Raw genomic sequence first — 24,789 nt, forward strand, 5'->3', positions numbered from 1 at the left:
TTAAAAAAACCGCTTCCACGAAGGAAACGGTTTTCATAACGATTAGCCCCAAACACTTCTTACAACGTTCGTTTGATTGCGGTCCGGTCCAACAGAAAATACAGAAAGCGGAATACCTGTCAGCTGTGAAACGCGCTCAATATAATGACGTGCATTTTCAGGAAGCTCATGCAAGTTTTTCACGCCTGTAACGTCTTCTGTCCAGCCTGGAAGTTCTTCGTATACGGGCTCACACTCTGAGAGGGCGCGAAGATTTGCCGGATACTCGGTAATCAATTCACCTTTGTAGCGATAAGCCGTACAAATTTTCAATGTTTCAATACCTGTCAACACGTCGATAGAATTGAGTGACAAGTCAGTTAAACCACTGACGCGGCGTGCATGACGAACAACAACGCTGTCAAACCAACCAACACGGCGTGGACGGCCTGTCGTTGTCCCATACTCACGGCCAACTTCACGGATACGGTCTCCGATTTCATTATTCAATTCAGTCGGGAATGGACCGTCACCCACACGCGTTGTGTACGCTTTTGATACGCCAACAACATGTGTGATTTTAGTCGGTCCAACACCAGAACCGATTGTCACACCCCCAGCAACCGGGTTTGATGACGTAACGAACGGATATGTTCCTTGATCGATATCAAGCATAACACCTTGTGCGCCTTCAAATAATACGCGGCGGCCTTCATCGAGCGCATCGTTCAACACAACAGATGTGTCACAGACAAGATCTTTAATTTGCTGGCCGTACTCGTAATATTCATCAAGAATATCTTCTACTTTAAATCCTTCTGTTTCATAAAATCGTTCTAGAAGACGATTTTTTTCTGCTACGTTATGTGTTAATTTTTCTTCAAATGTTTCCCGATCTAAAAGGTCAGCCATACGGATACCCATGCGTGCTGCTTTATCCATATAAGCAGGGCCGATTCCTTTTTTCGTCGTACCAATTTTATTTTCGCCTTTGCGTTCTTCTTCTACTTCATCGATTTTCAAATGATACGGTAAGATCACATGTGCACGGTTTGATATACGAAGATTATCCGTTGATACACCATGTCCATGCAAATAGGCAAGCTCTTTTACAAGCGCTTTCGGATCAACAACCATACCGTTTCCGATTACACAAATTTTATCCGAATAAAAAATACCGGACGGGATTAAATGAAGCTTGTATGTAACACCGTTGAATTTAATTGTATGGCCTGCATTGTTTCCGCCTTGATAACGGGCAACCACTTCTGCATTTTCAGAAAGAAAATCTGTAACTTTCCCTTTTCCTTCATCGCCCCACTGCGTTCCTACTACTACTACTGATGACATTTTTTTGCACCTCCGAAGGTTCATGAAAAACGTTTTCTCAAACACAGTTATTTTACCAGTAAAAAACACTATTCGTCAAACAGAAAATACGAACATTTCAATATTTTATTAATCATTCATTCGTTTTTATGCTCCTGGCGGTGCTGACATATCATCGAAACGCCGCTCAATATTCACGAATTTATTGTATTCTTTCACAAATGCAAGCTCGACTGTACCGGTTGGGCCATTCCGTTGTTTCGCAATAATAATCTCAATCATATTTTTATTTTCTGATTCTTTGTCGTAGTAATCATCACGGTACAAGAAGGCAACAATATCCGCATCCTGTTCAATCGAACCGGACTCCCGTATATCAGACATCATTGGACGCTTGTCTTGCCGCTGCTCTACACCACGCGATAATTGAGAGAGCGCAATAACAGGCACTTCAAGTTCACGGGCAAGCCCTTTTAATGATCGAGAAATTTCCGACACTTCCTGCTGACGATTGTCGCCGGAGCGGCCATTCCCTTGAATCAGCTGCAAATAATCAATTAAAATCATGCCTAAACCCTGTTCCTGTTTCAAACGGCGGCATTTTGATCGAATCTCACCGATACGTATACCCGGCGTATCATCAATATAAATACCGGAATTGGACAGGCTCCCCATCGCCATCGTTAATTTCCGCCAGTCTTCGTCTGTTAAAGCACCGGTCCGTAAGTTTTGAGCATTAATATTGCCTTCCGCACATAGCATCCGCATTACCAGCTGTTCTGCACCCATTTCCAGACTGAAAATCGCGACTTTTTCATCTGTATTCGTTGCAACATTTTGGGCAATATTCAGCGCAAAAGCCGTTTTACCTACTGATGGACGGGCTGCAACGATAATTAAATCATTACGCTGAAAACCAGCTGTCATACGATCAAGTTCGGCAAATCCAGTCGGTATACCAGTCACGTCGCCTTTTCGATTATGAAGAAGCTCAATATTGTCGTACGTGCGGACGAGTACATCTTTAATATTGTGGAATGCACCGGCGTTTTTTCGCTGTGCTACTTCCATAATGCTTTTTTCCGCTTCGCTGAGCAAATCTTCTACTTCGTCTTCCCTGTTGTATCCGTCCTGCGCAATCGTCGTTGCTGTGCGGATTAAGCGGCGCAGGAGCGACTTTTCTTCGACAATACGAGCATAGTATTCAATGTTAGCTGCTGTCGGTACAGAAGCCGCCAGTTCACTTAAGTATGCAATACCGCCGACATCCTCAATCTGCTTTGCGGCTGCCAGATCTTCCGTCACTGTCACAACGTCTACTGCTTTACCGTGATCACCAAGTTTTAGCATCGTTAAATAAATTTGCTGATGGGCGTTCCGGTAAAAATCTTCCGGAATTAAAATTTCAGAAGCGACTGTTAACGTAGATGGCTCAAGAAAGATCGCACCTAGTACAGCCTGTTCTGCTTCAATGTTTTGCGGCGGAATGCGGTCCGTCAATAAATCGCTCATTTTCAATCTCCTTACATAAAAAATGTGACCAGATAAATCCGATCACATTTTTTATTTATTTACTTGTCCTCTGATACATGAACTTTCAAGACAGCTGTTACTTCATTATGCAATTTAACGGAAACATTCGTATAACCAAGACTGCGAATGCCATCCGGTAAATCCATTTTACGCTTATCTAATTTAATATTATGCGTCTTATTCAATTCATCCACTACTTGCTTCGCTGTAACAGAACCGAAGATGCGGCCACCTTCGCCCGTTTTTGCATGTAATTCAACCGTTAATTTTTCGACCGTTTCTTTCAGCTTTTTCGCTGCTTCCAGTTCTTCTGCTGCAATTGCCTGTTCTTTTTTCTTTTGTGCATCAAGTGTATTCTGATTACCGGATGTTGCTTCCACCGCAAACCCGTTTTTAATTAAAAAGTTATTTGCGTAGCCGTCCGCTACGTTCTTCACTTCGCCTTTCTTCCCTTTACCTTTTACATCTTTTAAAAAAATAACTTTCATTCTTCATTTCCCCCTTCAGTCAATTCATCAATAACCCGGCATAACTTCATTTCAACCTCTTCAATAGATGCATCTTTCACCTGTGTCGCCGCGTTCGTCAAATGGCCACCGCCATTCATTTGTTCCATAATAATCTGTACATTCACATCACCAAGCGAACGGGCGCTTATCCCAACCGTCTCTTCTCCCCTTCTCGCAATGACGAACGACGCCTGCACACCGTTCATCGTAAGGAGCGTATCGGCTGCTTGAGCAATCAATACCGAGTCGTATATATAATCGTCTTTTCCTTTTGCAATAGCTAGACCATCTTTGTAAAAATAAACGGTTTCGATAAGCTGGCCACGCTGAATATACGTATCAATATCTTCTTTTAAAAACTTCTGAACGAGAATCGTATCCGCTCCATGTGTACGCAAATACGCAGCTGCATCGAACGTCCGGGCACCTGTCCGTAGTGAAAAGCTTTTCGTATCGACAATAATCCCCGCCAGAAGCGCTGTCGCTTCAAGCGACATTATTTTTTTCGTTTTAGGCTGGTATTCAAGTAATTCTGTTACGAGTTCTGCCGTCGATGATGCATACGGCTCCATGTAAACGAGAATTGGATTTTTAATAAATTCTTCTCCACGCCGATGATGATCGATCACGATTACCCGCTCAGCTTTTGTCAATAGTCTGTCTTCAATGACTAAAGACGGCTTATGCGTATCAACGACAACGAGCAGTGTTTTATTCGTCGCAATTTCAAGCGCTTCTTCTGGTGTAATGACGCGTGAGTAAAGCTCAGGGTTTTGTTCTTTTAATTCTTGCATTAGTCTCTTCACTGCTGTATCAATTTGCGAAAAATCAATGACAATATACCCTTCACGGCCATTTAGTTCCGCTACATGACGAATGCCCATCGATGCCCCGACCGCATCCATATCCGGATACTTGTGCCCCATCACAATAACCTTATCACTATCTGCAACAATATCACGAAGCGCGTGGGAAATAACTCGTGCCCTGACGCGTGTCCGCTTCTCTGTCGGATTTGTTTTCCCACCGTAAAACTTTACTTTCCCATCGTCTTGCTTAATCGCAGTCTGATCACCGCCGCGGCCCAGTGCCAAATCAAGACTGGACTGAGCGATGTCACCGAGTTCGGGTAATGGAACTAACCCTTGTCCAACTCCGATGCTAAGAGTGAGCGGTGCATGGTACTTCGCTGTTTCTTCCCGTACTTCATCTAGTATTGAAAACTTTGTTTCTTCAAGTGTTTTCAATATGCGCTCATTCAATACAGCAAAAAAACGATCGGATGAAATGCGCTTTAAATACATTCCATTATCTTTTGCCCAATTATTCAGCGTGGATGTTACTACACTGTTTAATCTGCTTCGTGTCTGATCATCCATTCCTTGCGTTAGATCATCATAGTTATCAAGAAAAATGATGCTGAGTACTGTTTTTTCTTCTTCAAATAGCTGTGCTGTTTTTTCCTGTTTCGTCACATCAAAAAAGTAAAGAAGGCGCTCTTCTGGTTTAATAATGACCCGAAATAATTTGTCATGGAGCGAAATAATGGTTTCTTTTTCTCCTTTAATGACCGCCGGCATGGGCTCAGCTACTTCATAAAGCGATTCACCAACAAGTGTTTCTTCTTTAAAGTAAGAAGTCAAAAAGGGATTTGCCCACTCGACTTTATATTCTTTATTATACAAAAGAATCCCAATTGGCAGCTTCTGAAGCGTTTCATCCCCCACCTTCTGCAGTCTGTACGTAAGCGTTGTCACATATTGCTCCACTTCCGCATGCAATCTTTTTTCTGCCAGATACAAAAACAGGAGAAGTAAAATCGTCACCGTGATCATCACGATGCCCACAACGTGATGATAGGTCAGCAGCCATATAGAAGCCGTGGTTAAGACCAGCGCGATAACGATTAACAGCAATTGAACAATTCGCCTGTTATAATACGAAAGCATAGCTTCAGCTCCTAATTGTAGAACTCCATTACATGTACTTAATGGAGCCGATTTTAAAAAGCATGTTACGGCTTTTTCTGCATTCGCTGTCTCAAATCAAATCCTAAGTCAATTATACCTAATAATCGGATAAGATAAAGGACCGGAATGACCGGAATTGATAAAATTGCAATGATGATTGGAATTGCTTTTGACCATTTTTTACTGTGTGCAAAAAAGAACACGAATGATAAACCTTGTATGTATAGACAACCTTGTAAAATAAACATGATATTTACGTATATGTCATACCACATTGTTCCCTCTTTCGGATTAGCAATTAGTGCACTGACCATGAATAACAAGTAATACCATAAAATCGATCTTGGCAGCCGTACCGAGTGAAATGGATTGACTGGCTTTATTTGAATGCCAAGTCTTTTTGCAATTGGGTAGTTGATCATCATTAATATAAACACCATGCCAAATGATGTCGCAATCAATAGAGCTGGTAAGATAGCACTAATATAATTCATTGCTATATCCACTTGCTCTCTCATCTGATCCATGTCTCCTGAACCAAGTAATGGGCCGGTTTCATTGATCGTCGTCTCAAAAATAGCACGAAATTCATCCAAAAATGTTAAGTCAAACAACCATACTGTGACGACATATTGAGCAATAACATTCAATAGAAATATTATGCTTCCCGCCATATAGATGATCCAGTTATCAGTTTTTCTCCGAACCATCGTCCCCATCGCAATACCAGTTGTTCCATACAGCAACGCTGCCGGCAGCATAAATGGACCACCTATTAAAAACGTAATGGCTACTGCCCCGACGAGCAGTATAAGAGCCGGTACGATCTTATATTTTGCACTGTAAATAAAAAAAGGCAACATCAAAAACAAGACACCGATTACTGACAAAATTGGCACGTATACCGTAACAAGGAGCAGCACTGTAAAAAGTGCCGACATGAGCGCCCCTTCTGTTATCATTTTCGTTCTTTCCACTTTAACACTCCGTTCATACACCGTTAATTCCGACATTCTCCTTCTTTATTCTACATTCCTTTCTTCATCCATTCAACTTTAAATACAAAACAGCCCGAACGAACGATCGGACTGTTTCTGTAAGTACTTATATGTGAAATTGACGAATTGCCCTAATCAATTCTTCATTTAATGAAGCTAGCTGTTCAGATGCCAACGCAACACTTTCTATAACTGCAAGCTGGTTTTTCGTTCGATCCTTTACTTCTTCGCATGAAGCAGCGGAAGAACGGGCTTCCTCCGCTAAATGACCAACCGTTTGCACAACAACATCTTTTTCATTGTTAGCTGTATGAATATGACTCGCAATTTCGACAATCGCAGCATCCATTTTGTTCATTAACTCTCCTTGATCTGCAAAAACAATTTCGGTTTCGCGTACAGCGTCTGTCTGTGTCATAATATGATCACCAGCCTGGCTCATCGTATCAATTACATGTTCAGATCCAGTTTGAACAGCGGCAATTTTTTCATGAATCTCGCCGGCTGCTTTATTTGACTGTTCTGCAAGTTTTCTCACTTCCTGCGCCACGACTGCAAATCCTCTGCCATGGTTACCAGCACGTGCAGCCTCAATCGATGCATTTAACGCAAGCAAATTCGTTTGCACCGAAATATCTTCAATCACATGAACGATGCTTTCAATACGGGTAATGTCTTCTGCCAGCGTTCGAATAGCGGTCATCGCTGCGTCCATCCATCCCGTTGATGTATCCATTGCCAATGCAACAGCCGCGACATGAGCCGATCCTTTTTCAGTCGCTCCAGCAGCCTGCTCAGCAAGCTTTGACATTGCCGATGCCTCTTCTGAAATAGAACTAATTAAGTGGCCCAGTTCAATTGAACGATCGGCTGCTTTTTTAGACCCGCTTGCTGACCTTTCTGTACCGTCCGTTAATTCTTCAAGCGCGGAGAAAGCCATCGCACCGGATTCATTAATTTCCTGCACCGCTATATTCAATTGATGAATGGATTCGCGAACATTCGCGGCAGCATCATCTGTTATGCCGACAATGCCACGCATTTTCCGTACCATATTATTGAAATTCCTTCCAAGCGCCGCGACTTCATCTTTTCCTGACATGTGAACGTGCGTCTGCAAATCTCCATCCGCTACTTGCTGTACTGATTCGTTAAGCTTTTGAATCGGCTTTGTCACTTTAGATGATAATACCGACACGACAAAAATGACTAAAAAAAGAATAGAAAACGCTGTAATGGCGAGAATTTTTTTCATTTCATTTGAAACACCAAATAAGTTCTCTTTTTCATATACAGCACCGATTTTCCATCCTGTTTTGCCAACTGTATCATATACGATAAGTCCTTTTTCCATATCAATAACACCATTTTTCTCTCCATTGATCACAGAAGTCATCACAGGATCTTCCGTAACGTCCTGCCCTTTTTCCGTCGGGTGAATAATCGCTTTTCCTTCAATTGATAAAATAACGGGATAACCATCGTAGCCAATATTCAGCTCGTTCATCCGATTCGTCATGCTCGTTAAATTAATATCCGATCCAATGACACCAAGAACATCCTCACCACTCATGATTGCTTTTGATACAGTAATCACATAGTCGCCTGTTTTGCTTTCATATGGCTCGCTCCATACAGGATCTTTTGATTTCACCGCCTGTGTATACCAAACTTCTTTCACTGGGTTATAATTAGCCGACAAAGCTGTTGCCGGTGTCATTTTAAACATGCCATTCTCAGAAGCATAGTAAACACTCAATGCATCTTTATATATTTCCGTGTATCGGTTGAAAACCGTTTGAATTTGTCTTTCCATATTATTGTTCGGCTCGTTAGAAGAGCGATATGTATTAGCATACTGAACAACTTGGTCCGATTCCGATAACAATTGAATACTTTCTTCGTACTTTTTCAAAAAAACGGCCGCTGAATTATTCAGCTCTTTCACAAAACCTTGTGTCTGTTCCGTCGTATCTTCAGCCATTTTTTGTTCTACTTTCCAACTCGTAAAAAGAATAATAAAGGCAAATGCACAGATTAACAAAATCGCAATCGGCACTATAAATTTCATTCGAATTGATCTCATTTATTTATCTACACCCTTCTTCCTAGCTCCGCCTTCCATTATAGTTTTATATACCTATTATATTGTTAAGCCTTTGTAAAGTTTTCATTAAAAATAGATATAAAAACCAACATCTATTTTCCCTTATGCTTGTTCCAGCTTAAAACGTTCCACAACTTCTTTTAAATCAATACTCAGTTCCATTAACTGCTCAGAAGATTCCGTAACGGTTCAAATGGCTTTTAACTGCTCTTCCGCCAAAGCACTTACTTCTTCACTCGCTGATACAATGCCTGCCATCACATAAATGACTTCATCTTTTGTTAAAACTACTTCTTTAATTTCACTATTAATGGTTGAGATTAATGATTCAATTGTGCCCACAAGCGTGGATAATTTTGTGAGCATCATGCTCGTTTCTTCGACAACATTCGTCTGCTCATCAAAGTTGCTGTGTGTTTTTCCATTTGGTTTACAGCCTGCCTTGAGCCCGTTTGAAAATCTGAAATGGTTTCTTTCACGCGGTCTGCGGTCTGTACGGACTGCTCTATAAGCTTCCTCCCTTTTTGAACGCAAACTGCCAACCCTTTTCCGTGCTCGCCTGCACGTGCTGCTTCAATGGACGCATTTAACGCCAGCAAATTTGTCTGTGCAGATATATTTGTAATTGTTTGAAGGACTACTTCAATCAATGTAATCTTTGATTCCAGATCCACAATGACGCAATGCATATCTTCAATGTATTTTTTCGTTTCTTCGCTGGACCCACGCAATGCATGAATTTGTCTCAAGCCTTCCTCGTTCGCTTTCTCAGCTTCTTTTGCTGCTCATTTCATCTGCCTGATCGGTAATGACATCAATCTGACTGCCGAGATTATTTGATCGTTCTGTTGCTTCTACCGATTCCTTCACATCACGGACAGAATGATTCACTTGTTTTTCCCCATAAAAAAAAAGCACAATGCTGAAAATTCAACATCGTGCCTGTTTCAATTCTTATCTTTCTTCTCCAACGAATGGAAGAAGTGCTACCTGCCGCGAACGTTTGATTGCAATTGTCAAACGGCGTTGGTATTTAGCACTTGTTCCTGTAACGCGACGTGGAAGAATCTTTCCACGTTCAGATACGAACTTTTTAAGCAAATCAACATCTTTATAGTCGATATGTGTAATACCGTTAGATGTGAAATAACAAACCTTTTTACGCTTACGTCCACCTCTGCGTCCTCCTGCCATGTGTTTCCCCTCCTCTTTTATTGATTAGAACGGAAGATCATCGTCTGAAATATCGATCGGCTGACCGTCATTCGCGAACGGATCTTCATTCATTTTAGAATAACCGGCATTGTTACTGCTGCGCTGTTGATTCTGCTGTTGCTGGCCAAACGGAAAATCCTGATTGTTATTCCGCTGTTCGCCACCATAAGAGCCTCCGCCCTGCTGCTGTTGAGGAGCGTCCGAATAGCCGCCTCCTCCACCGCCGCCTGATGAGCGTGGTTCGAGAAATTGGACACTGTCAGCCTGAATTTCTGTCACGTAAACGCGCTTTCCATCCTGACCCTCATAATTGCGCGTCTGGATACGTCCTTCAACGCCGGCAAGGCTTCCTTTTTTCAAGAAGTTTGCCACGTTTTCAGCCGGCTTTCTCCATATCACACAGTTAATGAAATCCGCTTCTCTGTCACCCTGTTGATTCGTATACGTGCGGTTAACCGCAAGCGTAAACGTCGCAACAGCTGCTCCTGCTGGTGTGTAGCGAAGTTCTGGATCTTTCGTTAAACGACCGACTAAAACCACCCGGTTTATCATCAGAATCAACTCCTTTTCTTTTGAAATGTTTCACGTGAAACATGTTGAAAAAGATGTGTATTTATTACGTTACGATTATTTCTCTTCTTCTTTAACAACGATATGACGGATAATGTCATCACTGATTTTCGCAAGACGGTCAAACTCTTCAACTGCTGCTGCATTTTCAGCTTTAGCATGAATAAGTTGGTAGAAGCCTTCACGGAAATCGTTGATTTCGTACGCTAAACGGCGTTTACCCCAATCTTTTGAATCGATGATCTCCGCACCATTTGAAGTAAGGATACCGTCAAAACGCTCAACTAGCGCTTTTTTCGCTTCATCTTCAATGTTCGGGCGGATAATGTACATGAATTCGTACTTTCTCATCTTCGTTCACCTCCTCGTGGACTATGCGGCCCTTTGATTCCCAAAGAGCAAGGAGTAAGTTTTCATTACTCACAAGTTGAAATTATACCATGAATCTCTCAACAACGCAACATTCTCTAACAATCCGATTTTATGAGAAGTCATTCATGACAGCAGCTTTGGCGGTATCCTCATTATAGAACACATGTTTTATTATAGCAAATTTTAAAACATTCTTTGTTTAAAAAAAGCAGAATAAGTTAAAAAACTAACCATGATCGCCGTAATTGCGGCATTTCCAAACGCCGTTAACAAAATAACAAGCTGATATTTAACGGCAATAACAGGCGATGCACCAGCTATAATCGCACCGGTCATCATGCCTGGCAATTGAACGAGTCCGATCGTTTTCATCGCTTCCACATTTGGAATAAGTGCGGCTTTTACTGTTGCTTCAATTAACTCCTGCGCTGCTTGCCTTTTTGTTGCGCCGAGTGCGAGTTTCCCCATGATCAGCTCTTTTGTCGCGTCAAACTCCCGGGACATACGGTCGAATGTTAAGCTGACTGCGACCATCGAGCTGCCGATAATCATCCCGCTCATTGGTAAAATATACTGCGCCTCATAGTCAACCATGTCAAATAGGACCCAGATTGAGACAGATACGATTTCAGCCGTTACAATCGCAGCAAAGGTAATCCAAAATGAATGATAAAATACGCTCCCCCGCTTTCCACTCGTTCTCGCTGCAATGACGATCATAAATAAAATAAGCAGCGTAAAGACAACTGGCGATTTAATCGAAAAAACGAATGTAATGATATAGCCGATCGCCAGTAGCTGTGCGAATGCGCGAATGGACGCAATGATGATATCTTTCGAAATGCCAAGCTGCTGTTTATACGATAGCCAGAGAGGCACCGTCATAAATAAAAAAGCAGCAAGCAATGCCATATAACTTATATCTTTCACGATACGTAACTCCCTTACAAAAAAAGGGTCTGTCTCAAAATTGAATTTTGAGACAGACCTTTTTTCAAAATGGCAGTGGGAAAAAGATTTGATGACAGGATTATTTCCACCGAAACTAATCGATATTTACCGTGACTGGTCAGTTTCTCAAGTCACAATAAAGAAATGTTGTTTTCCTTTTCGATCCTTTATACATTGAAGCGGAAATGAACAACGTCCCCGTCTTTCATCACATACTCTTTTCCTTCAAGACGCACTCTTCCCGCTTCCTTAGCTGCTGTCATTGAACCGTTTGACACGAGATCGTCGTAAGAAACGGTTTCCGCACGGATGAATCCGCGTTCGAAGTCCGTATGGATGATGCCGGCACATTGGGGTGCTTTCATGCCATGGCGGAATGTCCATGCCCGTACTTCCTGCACACCTGCTGTAAAATATGTGGCAAGACCAAGCAATGAATACGCGGCTTTAATTAATTGATCAAGACCCGATTGTTCAATGCCCAGTTCTTCTAAAAACATCGCTTTTTCATCATCATCCAGCTCCGCAATTTCTTCTTCCACTTTTGCGCAAATGACGATGAGTTCAGATCCTTCACCTTCCGCATAATCACGTACCTTTTGTACATGCTCATTGCCTGACGGGTCTGAAATTTCTTCTTCACTTACATTGGCTACGTATAGCATTGGCTTCGCTGTAAGCAAATGCAGTTGTTTCACAATTTTTTGCTGATCATCTGTGAATTCAATGGAGCGGGCAGGCTTGTCCGCTTCAAGTGCTTCTTTTATGATCACGAGTACGTCATGTTCTGCTACTGAATCTTTATCTTTTTGCTTGGCTAGTTTCGCTACACGTGCAAGACGTTTGTCCACCGATTCAAGATCAGCGAGAATCAATTCAAGGTTAATGACTTCGATATCATCAATCGGATCAACTTTTCCGGATACGTGTGTAATGTTTTCATCATCAAAACAGCGGACAACCTGACAAATTGCATCGACTTCTCGAATGTGAGACAAAAATTTATTGCCAAGGCCTTCCCCTTTGCTGGCTCCTTTTACGATGCCCGCAATATCGGTAAATTCAAATGCAGTCGGGACCGTCTTTTTCGGTGTTACCATTTCTGTCAATTTCGTGAGACGCTCATCTGGCACTTCTACGATGCCGACGTTCGGGTCAATCGTACAGAACGGATAGTTCGCCGATTCTGCTCCTGCTTTTGTAATCGCGTTAAATAATGTCGACTTCCCAACATTTGGAAGTCCAACAATTCCTGCTGTTAATGCCATATTATTCACTCCTTATTTTCTTAAAAGGATCAAAGGCTAAATTCGTGGCAGCTTGCCGCAACGCCTTCGCAACCCGCTTCCTACGGGCCCACGAACGAAATTATTTTTTCAACCTTTCCCTATTATATGGACTGAGAGGGAAAAAGGCAATTTCACAAAAAAGAGCAGCTCATTCGCCGCTGCTCTGTTCGAGTACTTTTTTCATTTTTTTCGCAAATTCACGACGCGGTAGCATAACACTGTGACCGCAGCCTTCACATTTAATGCGGATATCCATGCCGAGACGGATAATTTTCCACCGGTTCGTACCGCATGGATGGGGTTTTTTCATTTCAACAACGTCGTTTAATTCAAATTGCTTCTCTTCCATCAAGTTGCCCCCCCGCTTTTCGACTTTTTCTGTTCCGTTTCCGGTTCGTCCGTTTTTGAATACATGACCATACGCGGATACGGAATTTCAATGCCTTGTTCATCTAAGTACAATTTTATATCTTTTCGAATCATACGGGCAATATAATAATGATTCATTGGTGTTGTTTCTGCCGTAATTCTCAGTGTTACATCAGCTGCCGCCATCATCTGAATGCCTAGCAGTTTCGGGGTCGCAACGATTTCTGGATATTTCGCTTGAAGCGTTTCAAGCAACTCACCAATAACCCTTTCTGCTTCTGCAATATTTTCTTCATAAGCAATGCTTACATCAACGACGGCTACGCTGTTGTGAAGTGAAAAATTCGTCACTTCAACGATACTTCCATTCGGTAAAATATGTAACTCACCCGTCCAGTTTTTAATTTTCGTCGTGCGGAGCCCAATTTCTTCAACTGTTCCTTCAAACTGGCCAATGCGGACAAAATCACCGACGGAAAACTGATCTTCAAAAATAATAAAAAATCCGGTGATGACGTCACGGACTAAGTTCTGTGCACCAAAACCAATCGCTAAACCAAGCACACCAGCACCGGCAATTAATCCTTTTACATCAAACGATAAAATAGCCAGTACATTAACAAGCGCAATAAAGTAGACTACGTATGCCAATACATTTTCAATCAACTTTAAAAGCGTATTTTCGCGTCGTTCTGAAAAGGTAAGCGGCGCTTTCGAACGAATTACAAAAAAGTTGCGAATCGCAAGTTTGCCAACTTTCACAATGACCATGGCGGCGAGAATCGTTAACGTAATTTTAATCGTTCCTTCACCGAACGCAAGCCACGTCTCTTCATTCGTAAATTTAGCCCATAATTTTTCGAGAGCGCGCTGATATGTCGATAATGATGATTCTTCCAAAACAAGCCCTCCTTCTCCTGCTTCTTATGTTGTCACTATTTTAACAGGATCAGGCGCTCATTTACAGCTATGCGCCTTATCTTGAATGTGTCTGCTTATAGTACGCGAGAGCAAAGGTAAAGACAAGTAAGTATAGATCCTTTCACGATATCCATAGCGTAATACGGGACTAACATCATAACAAGCCCGTTTTGTAAAATACCGATCAGCACTGCACCGGTGAACGTACCGAGCGCATTCGGTTTGCCCGCACCAAAAACGGATAAACGCAGCGGCGACAGAATCCATTATATAGTGAAATCGTTACACCGACCGCAATAATCGTGACGTTTGAAATGGACCGTAAAACGGTTAGCACATTCTCTCCGCTAATAAAAGCCGGATTTAATGACGTAAAAACAGCAATCAATACGATAATCGTTAAAATAATGCTGTATTTATAGAACAAATGAAACGAGACGACCTATTCACTCTACTATTTTTGGTCAAGTATTTCTAAAATACGGTTTAAATCATCAATGGACATATATTCAATTTCGATTTTTCCCTTTTCACCTTTTTTCGACTGCCGGATTTGCACCGATGTACCAAAACGTGCGCGTAGGGCTTCTTCCCGGTCAATGATATACACATCTTTTTTCACCGGTTTTGTTTCACGTGAAACATTTTCATTCAGTTTACGAATCCAGTCTTCCATCTGGCGCACCGTCCAGCCTTCATATACGGCTTTTTGCGCTATTTCATTTTGCTGATCCTTTTGTTTCACACCAAGAAGTGCACGAGCGTGTCCCATCGAAAGCTTGCCTTTAGCGATAAAAACTTGAATTTCTGCTGGCAATCCAAGCAGACGGACGTAGTTCGCAATGTGAGGACGGCTTTTCCCGATCCGTGCAGCAAGCTCCGCCTGTGTAAAATTTAATTTATCGATAATCATTTGATAAGCCGCAGCTTCTTCCATGACGGTTAAATCTTCACGCTGCAAGTTTTCAATAAGTGCAAGTTCCATCATTTGCTCTTCCGTCAATTCCTTCACAATAGCCGGTACTTCTGCTAAGCCGGCGGCTTTTGCAGCACGGTACCGACGCTCACCGGCGACAATTTCATAGCCTTTAATACTTTTGCGAAGCACGATTGGCTGCATGATACCGTGTGATTGAATGGACTGCTTTAGTTCTTCAATTGCTTCTTCATTGAAAAACTTCCTTGGCTGATGCGGATTCGGACGGATGTCTTTAACAAAAATATCTTGAACGGTATTATTATTATTATCCGGTCCTAAATCTTTAAATAGCGCATCCAAACCTTTCCCAAGTCCTTTAGCCATGTACTGCCACCTCTTTCGCAAAGTCAAGATACACTTCTGCACCGCGTGAACGGGCATCGTAAAGCATGACTGGTTTTCCATGACTTGGCGCTTCACTTAAGCGCACATTACGTGGAATAACAGTTCGATATACTTTATCCCGAAAATACTTTTTCACCTCGTCGACGACTTGAATGCTCAAATTTGTCCGCGCATCAAACATCGTAAGTAGTACACCTTCAATATATAAATCTTTGTTTAAATGCTTTTGAACGAGACTCACAGTATTTAACAACTGGTTTAATCCCTCAAGAGCATAATACTCACATTGAACAGGTATTAAGACGGAATCGGCTGCTGTTAATGCGTTTATAGTTAATAATCCTAGCGATGGCGGACAGTCGATTAAAATATAATCAAAACTGTCACGAAGTGGTTCAAGCGCTTTTTCAAGCCGCTTTTCACGTGAACTAACGGACACAAGTTCAATTTCTGCCCCAGCCAGTGCAATCGTGGCAGGAACGGAATACATCCCTTCTGCTGTTGTCGGTTTTATAACATCTGCCAGTTCTACATCATCGATAAGAACGTCATAAATACACTGTTCAACACGGTCCTTTTCAATACCAACACCACTCGTCGCGTTGCCTTGGGGATCGATATCAAGAAGCAAAACTTTCTTTTCCAATGAGGAAAGAGAAGCCCCTAGATTAACGGATGTTGTTGTTTTACCTACGCCGCCTTTTTGATTGGCGATCGCAATTACTTTTCCCAATGGAATTCACCTGCTTTCATCTGTCGGTGTTGTCTATCTCTTATTCTAACAAAACGACTACCATTTTGCCTTTTTTCCATAAGAAAAAAGCCGTTTTTTGACTAGAAGATTAGCAAAAAAGGCTTTTTATTCGTCATTATCTCGGTTTTTTCGGTATTTGAATCGTAATCCGATAAAATTCATCACTTTCCTCTTCTGACTGCTCTACATTAATACCGCTTTGCTGGACGAGAGAGAGCGACTGCCGGATTGTATTGACCGCAATACGAATATCACGGCTGATCGCTTTTTTACGTGGCTTCGGCTGTTCTTTTTCAAGCATTTTCACAACACGGTCTTCTGTTTGCTTCACATTCAACTGTTTAGCTTGTATGATTTGCAGCAAATCACTTTGTATCTGCGGCTTTTTAAGTGGCAGTAAAGCACGTGCATGCCGTTCTGTAATCTGTTTCTCAGCAACTGCCTGCTGCACATCTTCCGGCAACTTTAGTAGACGAAGCTTATTCGCAATAAACGACTGGCTTTTCCCGACCATAGCTGCAAGTGATTGCTGCGTCGTCTCGCTTAAATCGAGCAGTTTTTTATAAGCAATTGCTTCTTCAATCGGCGACAAATCTTCACGCTGCACATTTTCAATTAAAGCTGCAGACGCTGTCTGTTCATCTGTAAACGAACGTATGATGACTGGAACAGCGGAATGTCCGAGACTCATTGCCGCTCTGTATCTTCTTTCGCCTGCAATAATTTCATAGCGGTCTTCTTCTAGCTGACGAACGACAATCGGCTGAATAATGCCATGTACGGCAATCGTTGACGCAAGCTCATGAATTTTCTCTTCTTGAAAGACAACGCGCGGCTGAAACCGATTTGGTTCGATCCACTCCACAGCAAGTTCTCTCACTTCATCTGCTGGCATTATTTCTACAGCAGATGACGACTCAGTTTTCCCTCCAAATATATGGGAAAAAGAACGCTTCATGACTACACCACCTTCTCCATCTCAAGATAGTATTCGCCACGCTGCGTTCTGTTCCTGCTAGCATTATTCAATTGGTGCTTTATTTGGTGTGCCCGGTTTACGCGGATACTTTTTCGGTGTTTCTTTTTCTTTACGGATCACAATAATGGTCCGCTCGCTGTCTTCTATAGGAAGACGAAATGAAAAGATGTCTTCTGTTTTCCCACCAAGAACGGTAATCGCTTTTGAAGCATTCTCCATTTCATCTGCAGCGCTTGCGGCTTTCATCGCAACGAAGGCACCGCCCGTTTTCACAAATGGAAGACACAGCTCCGTTAAAACGGACATACGGGCGACCGCGCGTGCTGTAACGATGTCATACTGTCCGCGTTGTGCCGGATTTTGTCCCATTTCTTCTGCCCGGCCGTGTACAAAATGAACATTTTCTAACTTCAATTCTGAAGCAAGTTTGTTTAAAAAGGTAATTCGTTTATTAAGCGAATCAATAATCGTCACGTCGAGCTGAGGGAATGCGATTTTTAACGGAATGCTTGGAAAACCAGCTCCTGCACCAACATCACAGATGCGGAGCGGTTTTGTTAAATCGGTGTACATCGCAGCGGTCAATGAGTCATAAAAATGTTTCACATATACATCTTCCCGATCTGTAATAGCTGTTAAATTCATTTTTTCATTCCACTCGATGAGCAGTTCATAGTAATGCTGAAATTGATTCATTTGCTCGCTTGATAGAGAAATCCCTTTTTCTGCGAGCTCTAATTGAAATTGATCGATTTTCATATGGTACCTTCCTTATTCGCTTCCAGTCCGTGCAACACGGCCTTGTTCGAGATAGACGAGCAAAATGGAAATGTCAGCTGGATTGACGCCTGAAATACGTGAAGCCTGTGCAATGGACAATGGGCGCACTAATTTTAAATTCGTTCGTGCTTCATTGGCGATATTTGTAATTTCATCATAATCAATGTCAGCCGGAATTTTTTTATTCTCCATTTTTTTCACACGCTCTACTTGCTGGAGCGATTTTTCAATATAGCCTTCATATTTTACTTGGATTTCAATCTGCTCTTCTTCATCCGCACTAAGTGGAACTTCTGGCGGTGTGAGCAGTTTAATATGCTCATATGTCATTTCAGTGCGGCGAAGCAGGTCTGCGGCGCGAATACCGTCTTTTAACTCACTGCCACCCGCTTCACGAATGATGTTCTGTGTGTATTCATTCGGTTTAATCATTGACACTTTTAACCGTTCAAGTTCCGTTATAATCGCTTCTTTTTTCGCTATGAAACGACGATACCGTTCTTCTGATATAAGGCCAGTGTTATATCCAATTTCCGTCAAACGCAAATCCGCATTGTCGTGGCGAAGCAATAACCGGTGTTCTGCGCGCGATGTGAGCAAACGGTACGGTTCTGTCGTTCCTTTCGTCACAAGGTCATCGATTAATACACCGATGTATGCATCAGAACGATTCAAAATAACTTCTTCCTTGCCTAGCACGCTGCATCCTGCATTAATGCCCGCCATTAGACCTTGCGCGGCTGCTTCTTCATATCCAGACGTCCCATTAATTTGACCAGCTGTATAAAGCTGTTTTACACGCTTCGTTTCAAGCGTTGGCCAGAGCTGATTCGGAACGATCGCATCATATTCAATGGCATAGCCTGCACGCATCATCTCTGCTTTTTCCAAACCTGGAACACTCCGTACCATTTCCATTTGCACTTCTTCCGGAAGACTTGATGACATTCCCTGCACATACACTTCTTCTGTATTTCTTCCTTCTGGTTCGAGGAAAATTTGATGACGCGGCTTATCATTAAAACGAACAATTTTATCTTCAATCGATGGACAGTATTTCGTACCCGTTCCATCAATCATTCCTGAGTGCATCGGCGAACGGTGCAAATTTGCATTAATTATACGATGCGTTTCGGGGCTTGTATACGTGAGCCAGCATGGCATTTGATCCGTAATAAATTTAGTTGTTTCGTAACTGAACGCACGCGGCACATCGTCACCTGGCTGAATTTCTGTTTTTGAATAGTCGATTGTCAAGCTATTTACACGCGGAGGCGTCCCTGTTTTAAATCGCTTCATTTCAAATCCAAGTTCCTGCAAATGTTCAGACAAGCGAATGGAGGGCTGTTGATTGTTCGGACCACTGGAATATTTCAACTCACCAATGATAATTTCGCCACGCAAGAACGTACCGGTCGTCACGATAACCGCTTTTGCTTCATAACGCGCGCCCGTTTGTGTAATGACACCGCGACACACACCATCTTCTACGATCAATGTCTCTACTTTTCCTTGAATGATTTTTACATTTGGTTCCGTCTCAATTGTTTTTTTCATTTCTTGCTGATACAGAACTTTATCTGCCTGCGCACGCAGCGCACGTACAGCAGGTCCTTTTCCTGTATTCAAAAGACGCATTTGAATATGCGTTTTATCAATATTTTTTCCCATTTCGCCGCCGAGTGCATCAATTTCCCGTACGACGACACCTTTGGCTGGACCGCCGATAGACGGGTTACATGGCATGTACGCAATCATATCGAGATTAAGCGTGATCATGAGCGTTTTTGCACCAAGACGCGCTGAAGCTAGCCCCGCTTCTACGCCCGCATGGCCAGCCCCAATGACAATAACGTCATACTCTCCCGCTGCATATTGTTTCATAACTATTTCTTCCTTCCTATTTCTCGTTTATTTCCCGAGACAAAATTGCGAAAACAGTTGATTGATTAAACCGTCCTGTACACTTTCACCGATAATTTCACCAAGCAGTTCCCACGTTCTTGTTAAATCAATTTGAATAATATCAATTGGCACATCTGATTCTGCCCCATTAATGGCATCTGTAATCGATGAATACGCCTGTTTCAACAAGGCGATATGACGCGAATTTGACACATACGTCATATCCTGCGCACCGACAGCACCCGAGAAAAACAATGCAGCAATCGCTTCTTCAAGTGCATCAATTCCTTGCTCTGCAAGCAGTGATGTTGTCAGTATCGTCTTATGCTCTGCCAATTCCCTCACACGGTTCATATTAAGTTTCGGCGGCAAATCTGTTTTATTGACGATGACAATTGCATTCATCGTGTTGATCACTTCAAACAGCGCTTCATCTTCAGCTGTTAATTCATCTGAATAATTAAGCATGAGTAAAATTAAATCCGCTTTTGCCAGCACTTGACGCGAGCGTTCGACACCAATTCGTTCAACAATGTCTTCCGTTTCCCGGATACCGGCTGTATCGACAAGTTTAAGCGGTACACCGCGTACGTTTACGTATTCTTCAATAATATCACGTGTCGTACCCGGTATATCAGTTACAATAGCTTTATTTTCCTGAACGAGCGCATTTAATAAAGAAGATTTCCCTACGTTCGGCCGTCCAATAATCACTGTGGACAATCCTTCACGTAACACTTTTCCCTGTTCCGCTGTCTTCAAAAGTTTTTCAATTTCAATTTGAACGAACCGCGATTTCTCAAGGAGTACATCATGGGCCATTTCTTCCACATCATCATATTCCGGGTAATCAATGTTCACCTCTACATGCGCAAGTGTTTCTAAAATTTCCTGTCGCAATGTTTGAATAAGTTTCGATAAGCGCCCTTCTACTTGATTAAGTGCAACATTCATTGCTTTATCCGTTTTCGCACGGATCAGATCCATAACTGCTTCAGCTTGCGACAAATCAATCCGGCCGTTTAAAAAAGCACGCTTTGTGAATTCTCCTGGTTCAGCAAGACGTGCTCCTTCATTCAACACAATTTGTAGCACACGGTTGACCGCCGTCATGCCCCCATGACAATTGATTTCGACGACATCTTCACGTGTAAAAGTTTTCGGTCCTTTCATTATAGAAACCATCACTTCTTCCACATTATGTCCTGTGGATGGATCAATTAAGTGGCCATAATGAATTGTATGAGTCGGCACTGTGGACAACATTTTATTTCCAGGTGCATGAAATACCTTATCGGCAATTTGAATGGCCGCGTCGCCGCTTAAACGGACGATTGCAATCGCTCCCTCCCCAGACGGTGTCGAAATTGCTGCAATTGTATCAAATTCCATTCAATTCACCCCTCTCCCCTTACTTTTTATCTATAGTAGCCATTGGCTTCAATTTCATTTCCTAAATAAATAGAATACCACAGCCAGACGTTGAAAAAAAGACGGAATTCATCCACATGTTGATAACTTCAAAAAAGAACCAACAAAAAAAAGGAACAATACCCCTTTTTCTATATATAAAAAAGACATTGCCTAAAGAGACAATGTCTTTTGTTACGTAATGGATGGGGCTTTTGGTTTGTTCGGCCCATTAATAATGAGCGTTTGAACAATCATAAAAATACTACCGACAACCCAGTATAATGAAAGCGCCGCTGGGAGTGTGATTCCGAAGACGATAATCATAACCGGCATAAGCCAGAGCATCATTGCCATCTGCGGGTTTTGATTCGCTGTTCCAGCCATCATCAATTTTTGCTGGAAAAATGTAAAGACACCTGCAAGAATCGACAAAATAATGTCGGGTGAACCGAGATCAAACCAGAGAAATGTATGATTTTTAATTTCGCCTGTTCTCATAATAGCCTGATAAAGACCGATAATAATCGGCATTTGAACGATAAGCGGTAAACAGCCCGCAACTGGATTAACACCGTGTGTTTGAAACAGTGCCATCGTTTCCTGCTGCAGTTTTTGCTGTGATTGTGCATCTTTTGACTTGTATTTTTCTTTAAGCTTTGCCATTTCAGGCTGCAGCAGCTGCATTGCTTTGGCACTTTTTGTCTGCTTGATCATAAGCGGCAAAATAACGATCCGAATGATGATCGTTACGACGACGATGGCTAAGCCATATCCCCCGACTACTTCAGCCGTTTTCGTAATAAATAGTGAGAGCGGATAAATAATATACTCATTCCAAAATCCCTCACTGTTCGCTGTAATTTCCTGATTGATTTCTGTACAGCCAGCAAGCAATACAGAAAAAAGAGCCAGAATCAGGATTGAAAGCGTTTTTTTATTCAAACTGTTACGCCCCCTGTCATTAGCTTACTCTTTATTTTGCTTGTTCAATTGTTTCCTTACAGCGCTTTCGCCAGTTTTAGCACATGCATAAGACTGCTTTTCACTTCGTTGCACGTCATATCCGCGGCCGGTTTTCTCGCTATGATAATGAACTCATAGCCTGGCGAGACATCTGTCTTTAGATCCATGAAACTTTGTCTTATGTATCGCTTAATCCGATTGCGCACAACGGCGTTGCCAACTTTTTTACTGACCGACAGGCCGATTCGGAATGGTACATTCTGTTTTTTCTCATGCATATAAACAACAAACTGGCGATTTGCAAACGATTTTCCTTTACTGAAGACCATTTGAAAATCGTCATTTTTTTTTATTCGAAATGATTTTTTCATCTATAACACCTGCTGCTTCTTTCATTCGCACAATGACTTTAGAAAAAAAGACCACTGAAATGGTCAGTGGTCTTATGCAGATAGTACTTTTCTGCCTTTTGCACGGCGGCTCGCGATAACGCGGCGGCCATTTTTAGAACTCATACGTGTGCGGAAACCATGAACTTTGCTTCTTTTACGTCTGTTAGGCTGGAACGTTCTTTTCATATTAAAACACCTCCCTGAGGTTTTCAAATTCATATTTTCAAAACAGTCTTTTTCAATTATAAGTACGTAGGTCCATCCTGTCAACTGAATTTTAAAAACAGGTTTGATCTACTTTATTTTACTGTCTTTTCTCTGTGGAATTCAATTATGCAGTATGCATATTTTGTTGAATGGTCTGGCATTGTGGACAGTATTCGACAGTACTTTTGATTATCCACAACTTCTTCTTTCCATTCTTCACAAGTCCTCACCCTGTGGACAATGTTTTAAACACCATTTTTTATCCTGTGGATAATCCATTCCAATCATTGCAACTACTCATTATTTCTGCTATCATTATTTTGTTTTCACTCTGGATAACATATTTACAGACACAAATTATCCACAGTTGTGGATAATTTGTGGAAAAACTATATACAAGTTGTTTTCAACTTTATCTACAGTTTGTGGATTTTGTCGAAAAACTACTTTCATCCTATTATATATTTATTCACAATCATTGTCATGTATAATTATGAATTCATCCCTATTTATGTTGTACAATTATTAAACAAGATATGCTAGGAACGAGAAAGAAGGTGCCACATGGAAAATATTGATGATCTCTGGAACAAAGTACTTGAGAGCATTCAAACGAGAATAAGCAAACCAAGCTACGACACATGGGTGAAGTCAACAAAAGCTCATTCTCTTCACGAGAATGCTATTGTTGTTGCTGCCCCCAATTTTTTTAATAGGGACTGGCTCGAAGGCCATTACACACATCTTATGTCCGATATCATCGGCGATTTAACGGGCGAAAAGCTCGATGTTTACTTTATTTCTCCGGATGTCCATGATTTCGATGCATATGTGCCTCCAAAACATACAACAGAACCTAAAAATCAAAAAGGCAACGGACAGGATACCATTCAAAGCATGCTGAATCCCAAATATACATTTGATACATTCGTTATCGGATCAGGTAACCGTTTTGCCCATGCCGCTTCCCTTGCTGTTGCAGAAGCGCCTGCAAAAGCCTATAATCCACTCTTTATTTATGGTGGTGTCGGGCTAGGAAAAACACACTTAATGCATGCAATCGGCCATTATGTGATTGAACATAATCCCGGGGCAAAAGTTGTTTATTTATCATCAGAAAAGTTCACAAACGAATTTATTAACTCGATCCGTGACAATAAAGCCGTAGAATTTCGAAATAAGTACCGGGGTGTAGACGTGCTACTTATTGATGATATTCAATTTTTAGCTGGGAAAGAACAAACACAAGAGGAATTTTTCCATACGTTTAATACGCTGCACGAAGAAAGCAAGCAAATCATCATCTCAAGCGACCGGCCTCCAAAAGAAATTCCAACACTTGAAGACCGGCTCCGTTCACGTTTTGAATGGGGGCTCATCACGGACATTACGCCGCCAGATTTAGAAACGAGAATTGCCATTTTACGTAAAAAGGCGCGTGCTGAAAACTTGGACGTGCCCAATGAAGTAATGCTTTATATCGCCAATCAAATTGATACAAATATTCGTGAACTCGAAGGAGCACTCATCCGCGTTGTCGCCTATTCTTCAATGATCAGCAAAGAAGTAAATGCAAGTGTAGCTGCAGAAGCATTGAAAAGTATTATTCCAGGAGCGAAACCAAAAGTAGTAACAATCCCGGATATCCAACGGGTAGTTGGCGAACAATACGAGATCCGTCTAGAAGATTTCAAAGCGAAAAAACGAACAAAAATGGTAGCTTTCCCACGACAAATCGCGATGTATTTATCACGTGAACTAACAGATTTTTCACTGCCTAAAATTGGTGAAGAGTTTGGTGGACGAGATCATACAACAGTCATTCATGCACACGAGAAAATATCAAAATTGCTCGACACAGATCCGATGCTTCAAGATAAAGTAAAAGAAATCATATCCATTTTAAAAGCTTAATAACTTGTGAACAATAAGGGACGATTATCAACAGTCTGTCCACATG

The 24,789-nt window shown here is 41.8% G+C and carries 25 protein-coding genes and 3 pseudogenes; 1 reads left to right on the forward strand and 27 read right to left on the reverse strand.

The window, feature by feature from the left end; genetic code table 11:
- Positions 1–42 precede the first annotated feature (42 nt).
- The 27 genes and pseudogenes from A3M5_RS0117190 to rpmH form a co-directional block, all read right to left on the reverse strand.
- Positions 43–1,329 carry an adenylosuccinate synthase gene (locus A3M5_RS0117190; protein ID WP_018395030.1) on the reverse strand — a complete coding sequence of 429 codons (1,287 nt, stop codon included), beginning with the start codon at positions 1,327–1,329 and terminating at the stop codon, positions 43–45.
- Positions 1,330–1,455: 126 nt separating this feature from the next.
- On the reverse strand, positions 1,456–2,820 hold the full coding sequence (gene dnaB / locus A3M5_RS0117195) for a replicative DNA helicase (RefSeq protein WP_018395031.1): 1,365 nt from the start codon (positions 2,818–2,820) through the stop codon (positions 1,456–1,458).
- 59 nt (positions 2,821–2,879) lie between these two features.
- Positions 2,880–3,329, reverse strand: a complete 450-nt coding sequence (rplI, locus tag A3M5_RS0117200; RefSeq protein ID WP_018395032.1) for a 50S ribosomal protein L9 — start codon at positions 3,327–3,329, stop codon at positions 2,880–2,882.
- Positions 3,326–5,299 carry a DHH family phosphoesterase gene (locus A3M5_RS0117205; protein WP_018395033.1) on the reverse strand — a complete coding sequence of 658 codons (1,974 nt, stop codon included), beginning with the start codon at positions 5,297–5,299 and terminating at the stop codon, positions 3,326–3,328. The genes rplI and A3M5_RS0117205 overlap by 4 nt, the downstream gene beginning before the upstream one ends.
- 65 nt (positions 5,300–5,364) lie before the next feature.
- On the reverse strand, positions 5,365–6,333 hold the full coding sequence (locus A3M5_RS0117210; protein WP_018395034.1) for a YybS family protein: 969 nt from the start codon (positions 6,331–6,333) through the stop codon (positions 5,365–5,367).
- Positions 6,334–6,424: 91 nt separating this feature from the next.
- A pseudogene (locus A3M5_RS26890) lies at positions 6,425–6,973 on the reverse strand (methyl-accepting chemotaxis protein); the annotation flags it as partial.
- Between the two features lie 393 nt (positions 6,974–7,366).
- Positions 7,367–8,404 (reverse strand): annotated as a pseudogene (locus A3M5_RS26895) (cache domain-containing protein); the annotation flags it as partial.
- A 210-nt stretch (positions 8,405–8,614) separates the two neighbouring features.
- On the reverse strand, positions 8,615–8,794 hold the full coding sequence (locus A3M5_RS0117220; protein ID WP_018395036.1) for a hypothetical protein: 180 nt from the start codon (positions 8,792–8,794) through the stop codon (positions 8,615–8,617).
- Entirely contained in the window at positions 8,791–9,099 is a 309-nt protein-coding gene (locus tag A3M5_RS0117225) for a methyl-accepting chemotaxis protein (RefSeq protein ID WP_502685423.1), read from the reverse strand. Before A3M5_RS0117225 ends, A3M5_RS0117220 begins: the two co-directional genes overlap by 4 nt.
- A 94-nt stretch (positions 9,100–9,193) precedes the next feature.
- Entirely contained in the window at positions 9,194–9,316 is a 123-nt protein-coding gene (locus A3M5_RS26510) for a hypothetical protein (RefSeq protein ID WP_018395038.1), read from the reverse strand.
- 63 nt (positions 9,317–9,379) lie between these two features.
- Positions 9,380–9,619 carry a 30S ribosomal protein S18 gene (gene rpsR, locus A3M5_RS0117235; RefSeq protein WP_018395039.1) on the reverse strand — a complete coding sequence of 80 codons (240 nt, stop codon included), beginning with the start codon at positions 9,617–9,619 and terminating at the stop codon, positions 9,380–9,382.
- A gap of 24 nt (positions 9,620–9,643) precedes the next feature.
- Complete coding sequence (ssb, locus tag A3M5_RS0117240) at positions 9,644–10,192, reverse strand: single-stranded DNA-binding protein (protein WP_018395040.1); 549 nt, start codon at positions 10,190–10,192, stop codon at positions 9,644–9,646.
- A 75-nt stretch (positions 10,193–10,267) separates the two neighbouring features.
- Positions 10,268–10,561, reverse strand: coding sequence for a 30S ribosomal protein S6 (rpsF, locus tag A3M5_RS0117245; protein ID WP_018395041.1), 294 nt, complete (start codon positions 10,559–10,561; stop codon positions 10,268–10,270).
- A gap of 204 nt (positions 10,562–10,765) precedes the next feature.
- A complete protein-coding gene (locus A3M5_RS0117250; protein WP_018395042.1) occupies positions 10,766–11,512 on the reverse strand; it encodes an ABC transporter permease in 747 nt (248 codons plus the stop codon).
- 188 nt (positions 11,513–11,700) lie between these two features.
- Positions 11,701–12,801 (reverse strand): redox-regulated ATPase YchF, encoded by a 1,101-nt coding sequence (ychF, locus tag A3M5_RS0117255; protein ID WP_018395043.1) that lies wholly within the window; start codon positions 12,799–12,801, stop codon positions 11,701–11,703.
- Positions 12,802–12,970: 169 nt separating this feature from the next.
- On the reverse strand, positions 12,971–13,171 hold the full coding sequence (locus tag A3M5_RS0117260; RefSeq protein WP_018395044.1) for a DUF951 domain-containing protein: 201 nt from the start codon (positions 13,169–13,171) through the stop codon (positions 12,971–12,973).
- Entirely contained in the window at positions 13,171–14,091 is a 921-nt protein-coding gene (locus A3M5_RS0117265) for a mechanosensitive ion channel family protein (RefSeq protein WP_018395045.1), read from the reverse strand. Before A3M5_RS0117265 ends, A3M5_RS0117260 begins: the two co-directional genes overlap by 1 nt.
- Before the next feature lie 76 nt (positions 14,092–14,167).
- Positions 14,168–14,385: pseudogene (locus A3M5_RS26230) on the reverse strand (ABC transporter permease); the annotation flags it as partial.
- Positions 14,386–14,566: 181 nt separating this feature from the next.
- Positions 14,567–15,415 carry a ParB/RepB/Spo0J family partition protein gene (locus A3M5_RS0117275; protein ID WP_018395047.1) on the reverse strand — a complete coding sequence of 283 codons (849 nt, stop codon included), beginning with the start codon at positions 15,413–15,415 and terminating at the stop codon, positions 14,567–14,569.
- Positions 15,408–16,169: a ParA family protein gene (locus A3M5_RS0117280; protein ID WP_018395048.1), complete on the reverse strand. Its 762-nt coding sequence runs from the start codon at positions 16,167–16,169 to the stop codon at positions 15,408–15,410. The genes A3M5_RS0117275 and A3M5_RS0117280 overlap by 8 nt, the downstream gene beginning before the upstream one ends.
- 136 nt (positions 16,170–16,305) lie before the next feature.
- Positions 16,306–17,148: a nucleoid occlusion protein gene (noc, locus tag A3M5_RS0117285; protein ID WP_018395049.1), complete on the reverse strand. Its 843-nt coding sequence runs from the start codon at positions 17,146–17,148 to the stop codon at positions 16,306–16,308.
- 63 nt (positions 17,149–17,211) lie between these two features.
- Positions 17,212–17,928 (reverse strand): 16S rRNA (guanine(527)-N(7))-methyltransferase RsmG, encoded by a 717-nt coding sequence (rsmG, locus tag A3M5_RS0117290; RefSeq protein WP_018395050.1) that lies wholly within the window; start codon positions 17,926–17,928, stop codon positions 17,212–17,214.
- Between the two features lie 12 nt (positions 17,929–17,940).
- Positions 17,941–19,833, reverse strand: coding sequence for a tRNA uridine-5-carboxymethylaminomethyl(34) synthesis enzyme MnmG (gene mnmG / locus A3M5_RS0117295; RefSeq protein ID WP_018395051.1), 1,893 nt, complete (start codon positions 19,831–19,833; stop codon positions 17,941–17,943).
- Between the two features lie 27 nt (positions 19,834–19,860).
- Positions 19,861–21,246: a tRNA uridine-5-carboxymethylaminomethyl(34) synthesis GTPase MnmE gene (gene mnmE, locus A3M5_RS0117300; protein ID WP_018395052.1), complete on the reverse strand. Its 1,386-nt coding sequence runs from the start codon at positions 21,244–21,246 to the stop codon at positions 19,861–19,863.
- A 213-nt stretch (positions 21,247–21,459) separates the two neighbouring features.
- Entirely contained in the window at positions 21,460–22,209 is a 750-nt protein-coding gene (gene spoIIIJ / locus A3M5_RS0117305; protein ID WP_018395053.1) for a YidC family membrane integrase SpoIIIJ, read from the reverse strand.
- Positions 22,210–22,265: 56 nt separating this feature from the next.
- Positions 22,266–22,601: a ribonuclease P protein component gene (rnpA, locus tag A3M5_RS0117310; RefSeq protein ID WP_018395054.1), complete on the reverse strand. Its 336-nt coding sequence runs from the start codon at positions 22,599–22,601 to the stop codon at positions 22,266–22,268.
- Positions 22,602–22,673: 72 nt separating this feature from the next.
- Positions 22,674–22,808 (reverse strand): 50S ribosomal protein L34, encoded by a 135-nt coding sequence (gene rpmH, locus A3M5_RS0117315; protein ID WP_018395055.1) that lies wholly within the window; start codon positions 22,806–22,808, stop codon positions 22,674–22,676.
- Positions 22,809–23,393: 585 nt separating this feature from the next.
- On the opposite strand from rpmH, the gene dnaA reads away from it, so the two are divergent.
- Entirely contained in the window at positions 23,394–24,743 is a 1,350-nt protein-coding gene (dnaA, locus tag A3M5_RS0117320) for a chromosomal replication initiator protein DnaA (RefSeq protein WP_018395056.1), read from the forward strand.
- Positions 24,744–24,789: the final 46 nt, after the last annotated feature.

The sequence above is a fragment of the Bacillus sp. 37MA genome (genome assembly GCF_000372765.1).
In the GTDB taxonomy this organism is placed as follows: Bacteria; Bacillota; Bacilli; order Bacillales; family Domibacillaceae; genus Domibacillus; species Domibacillus aminovorans.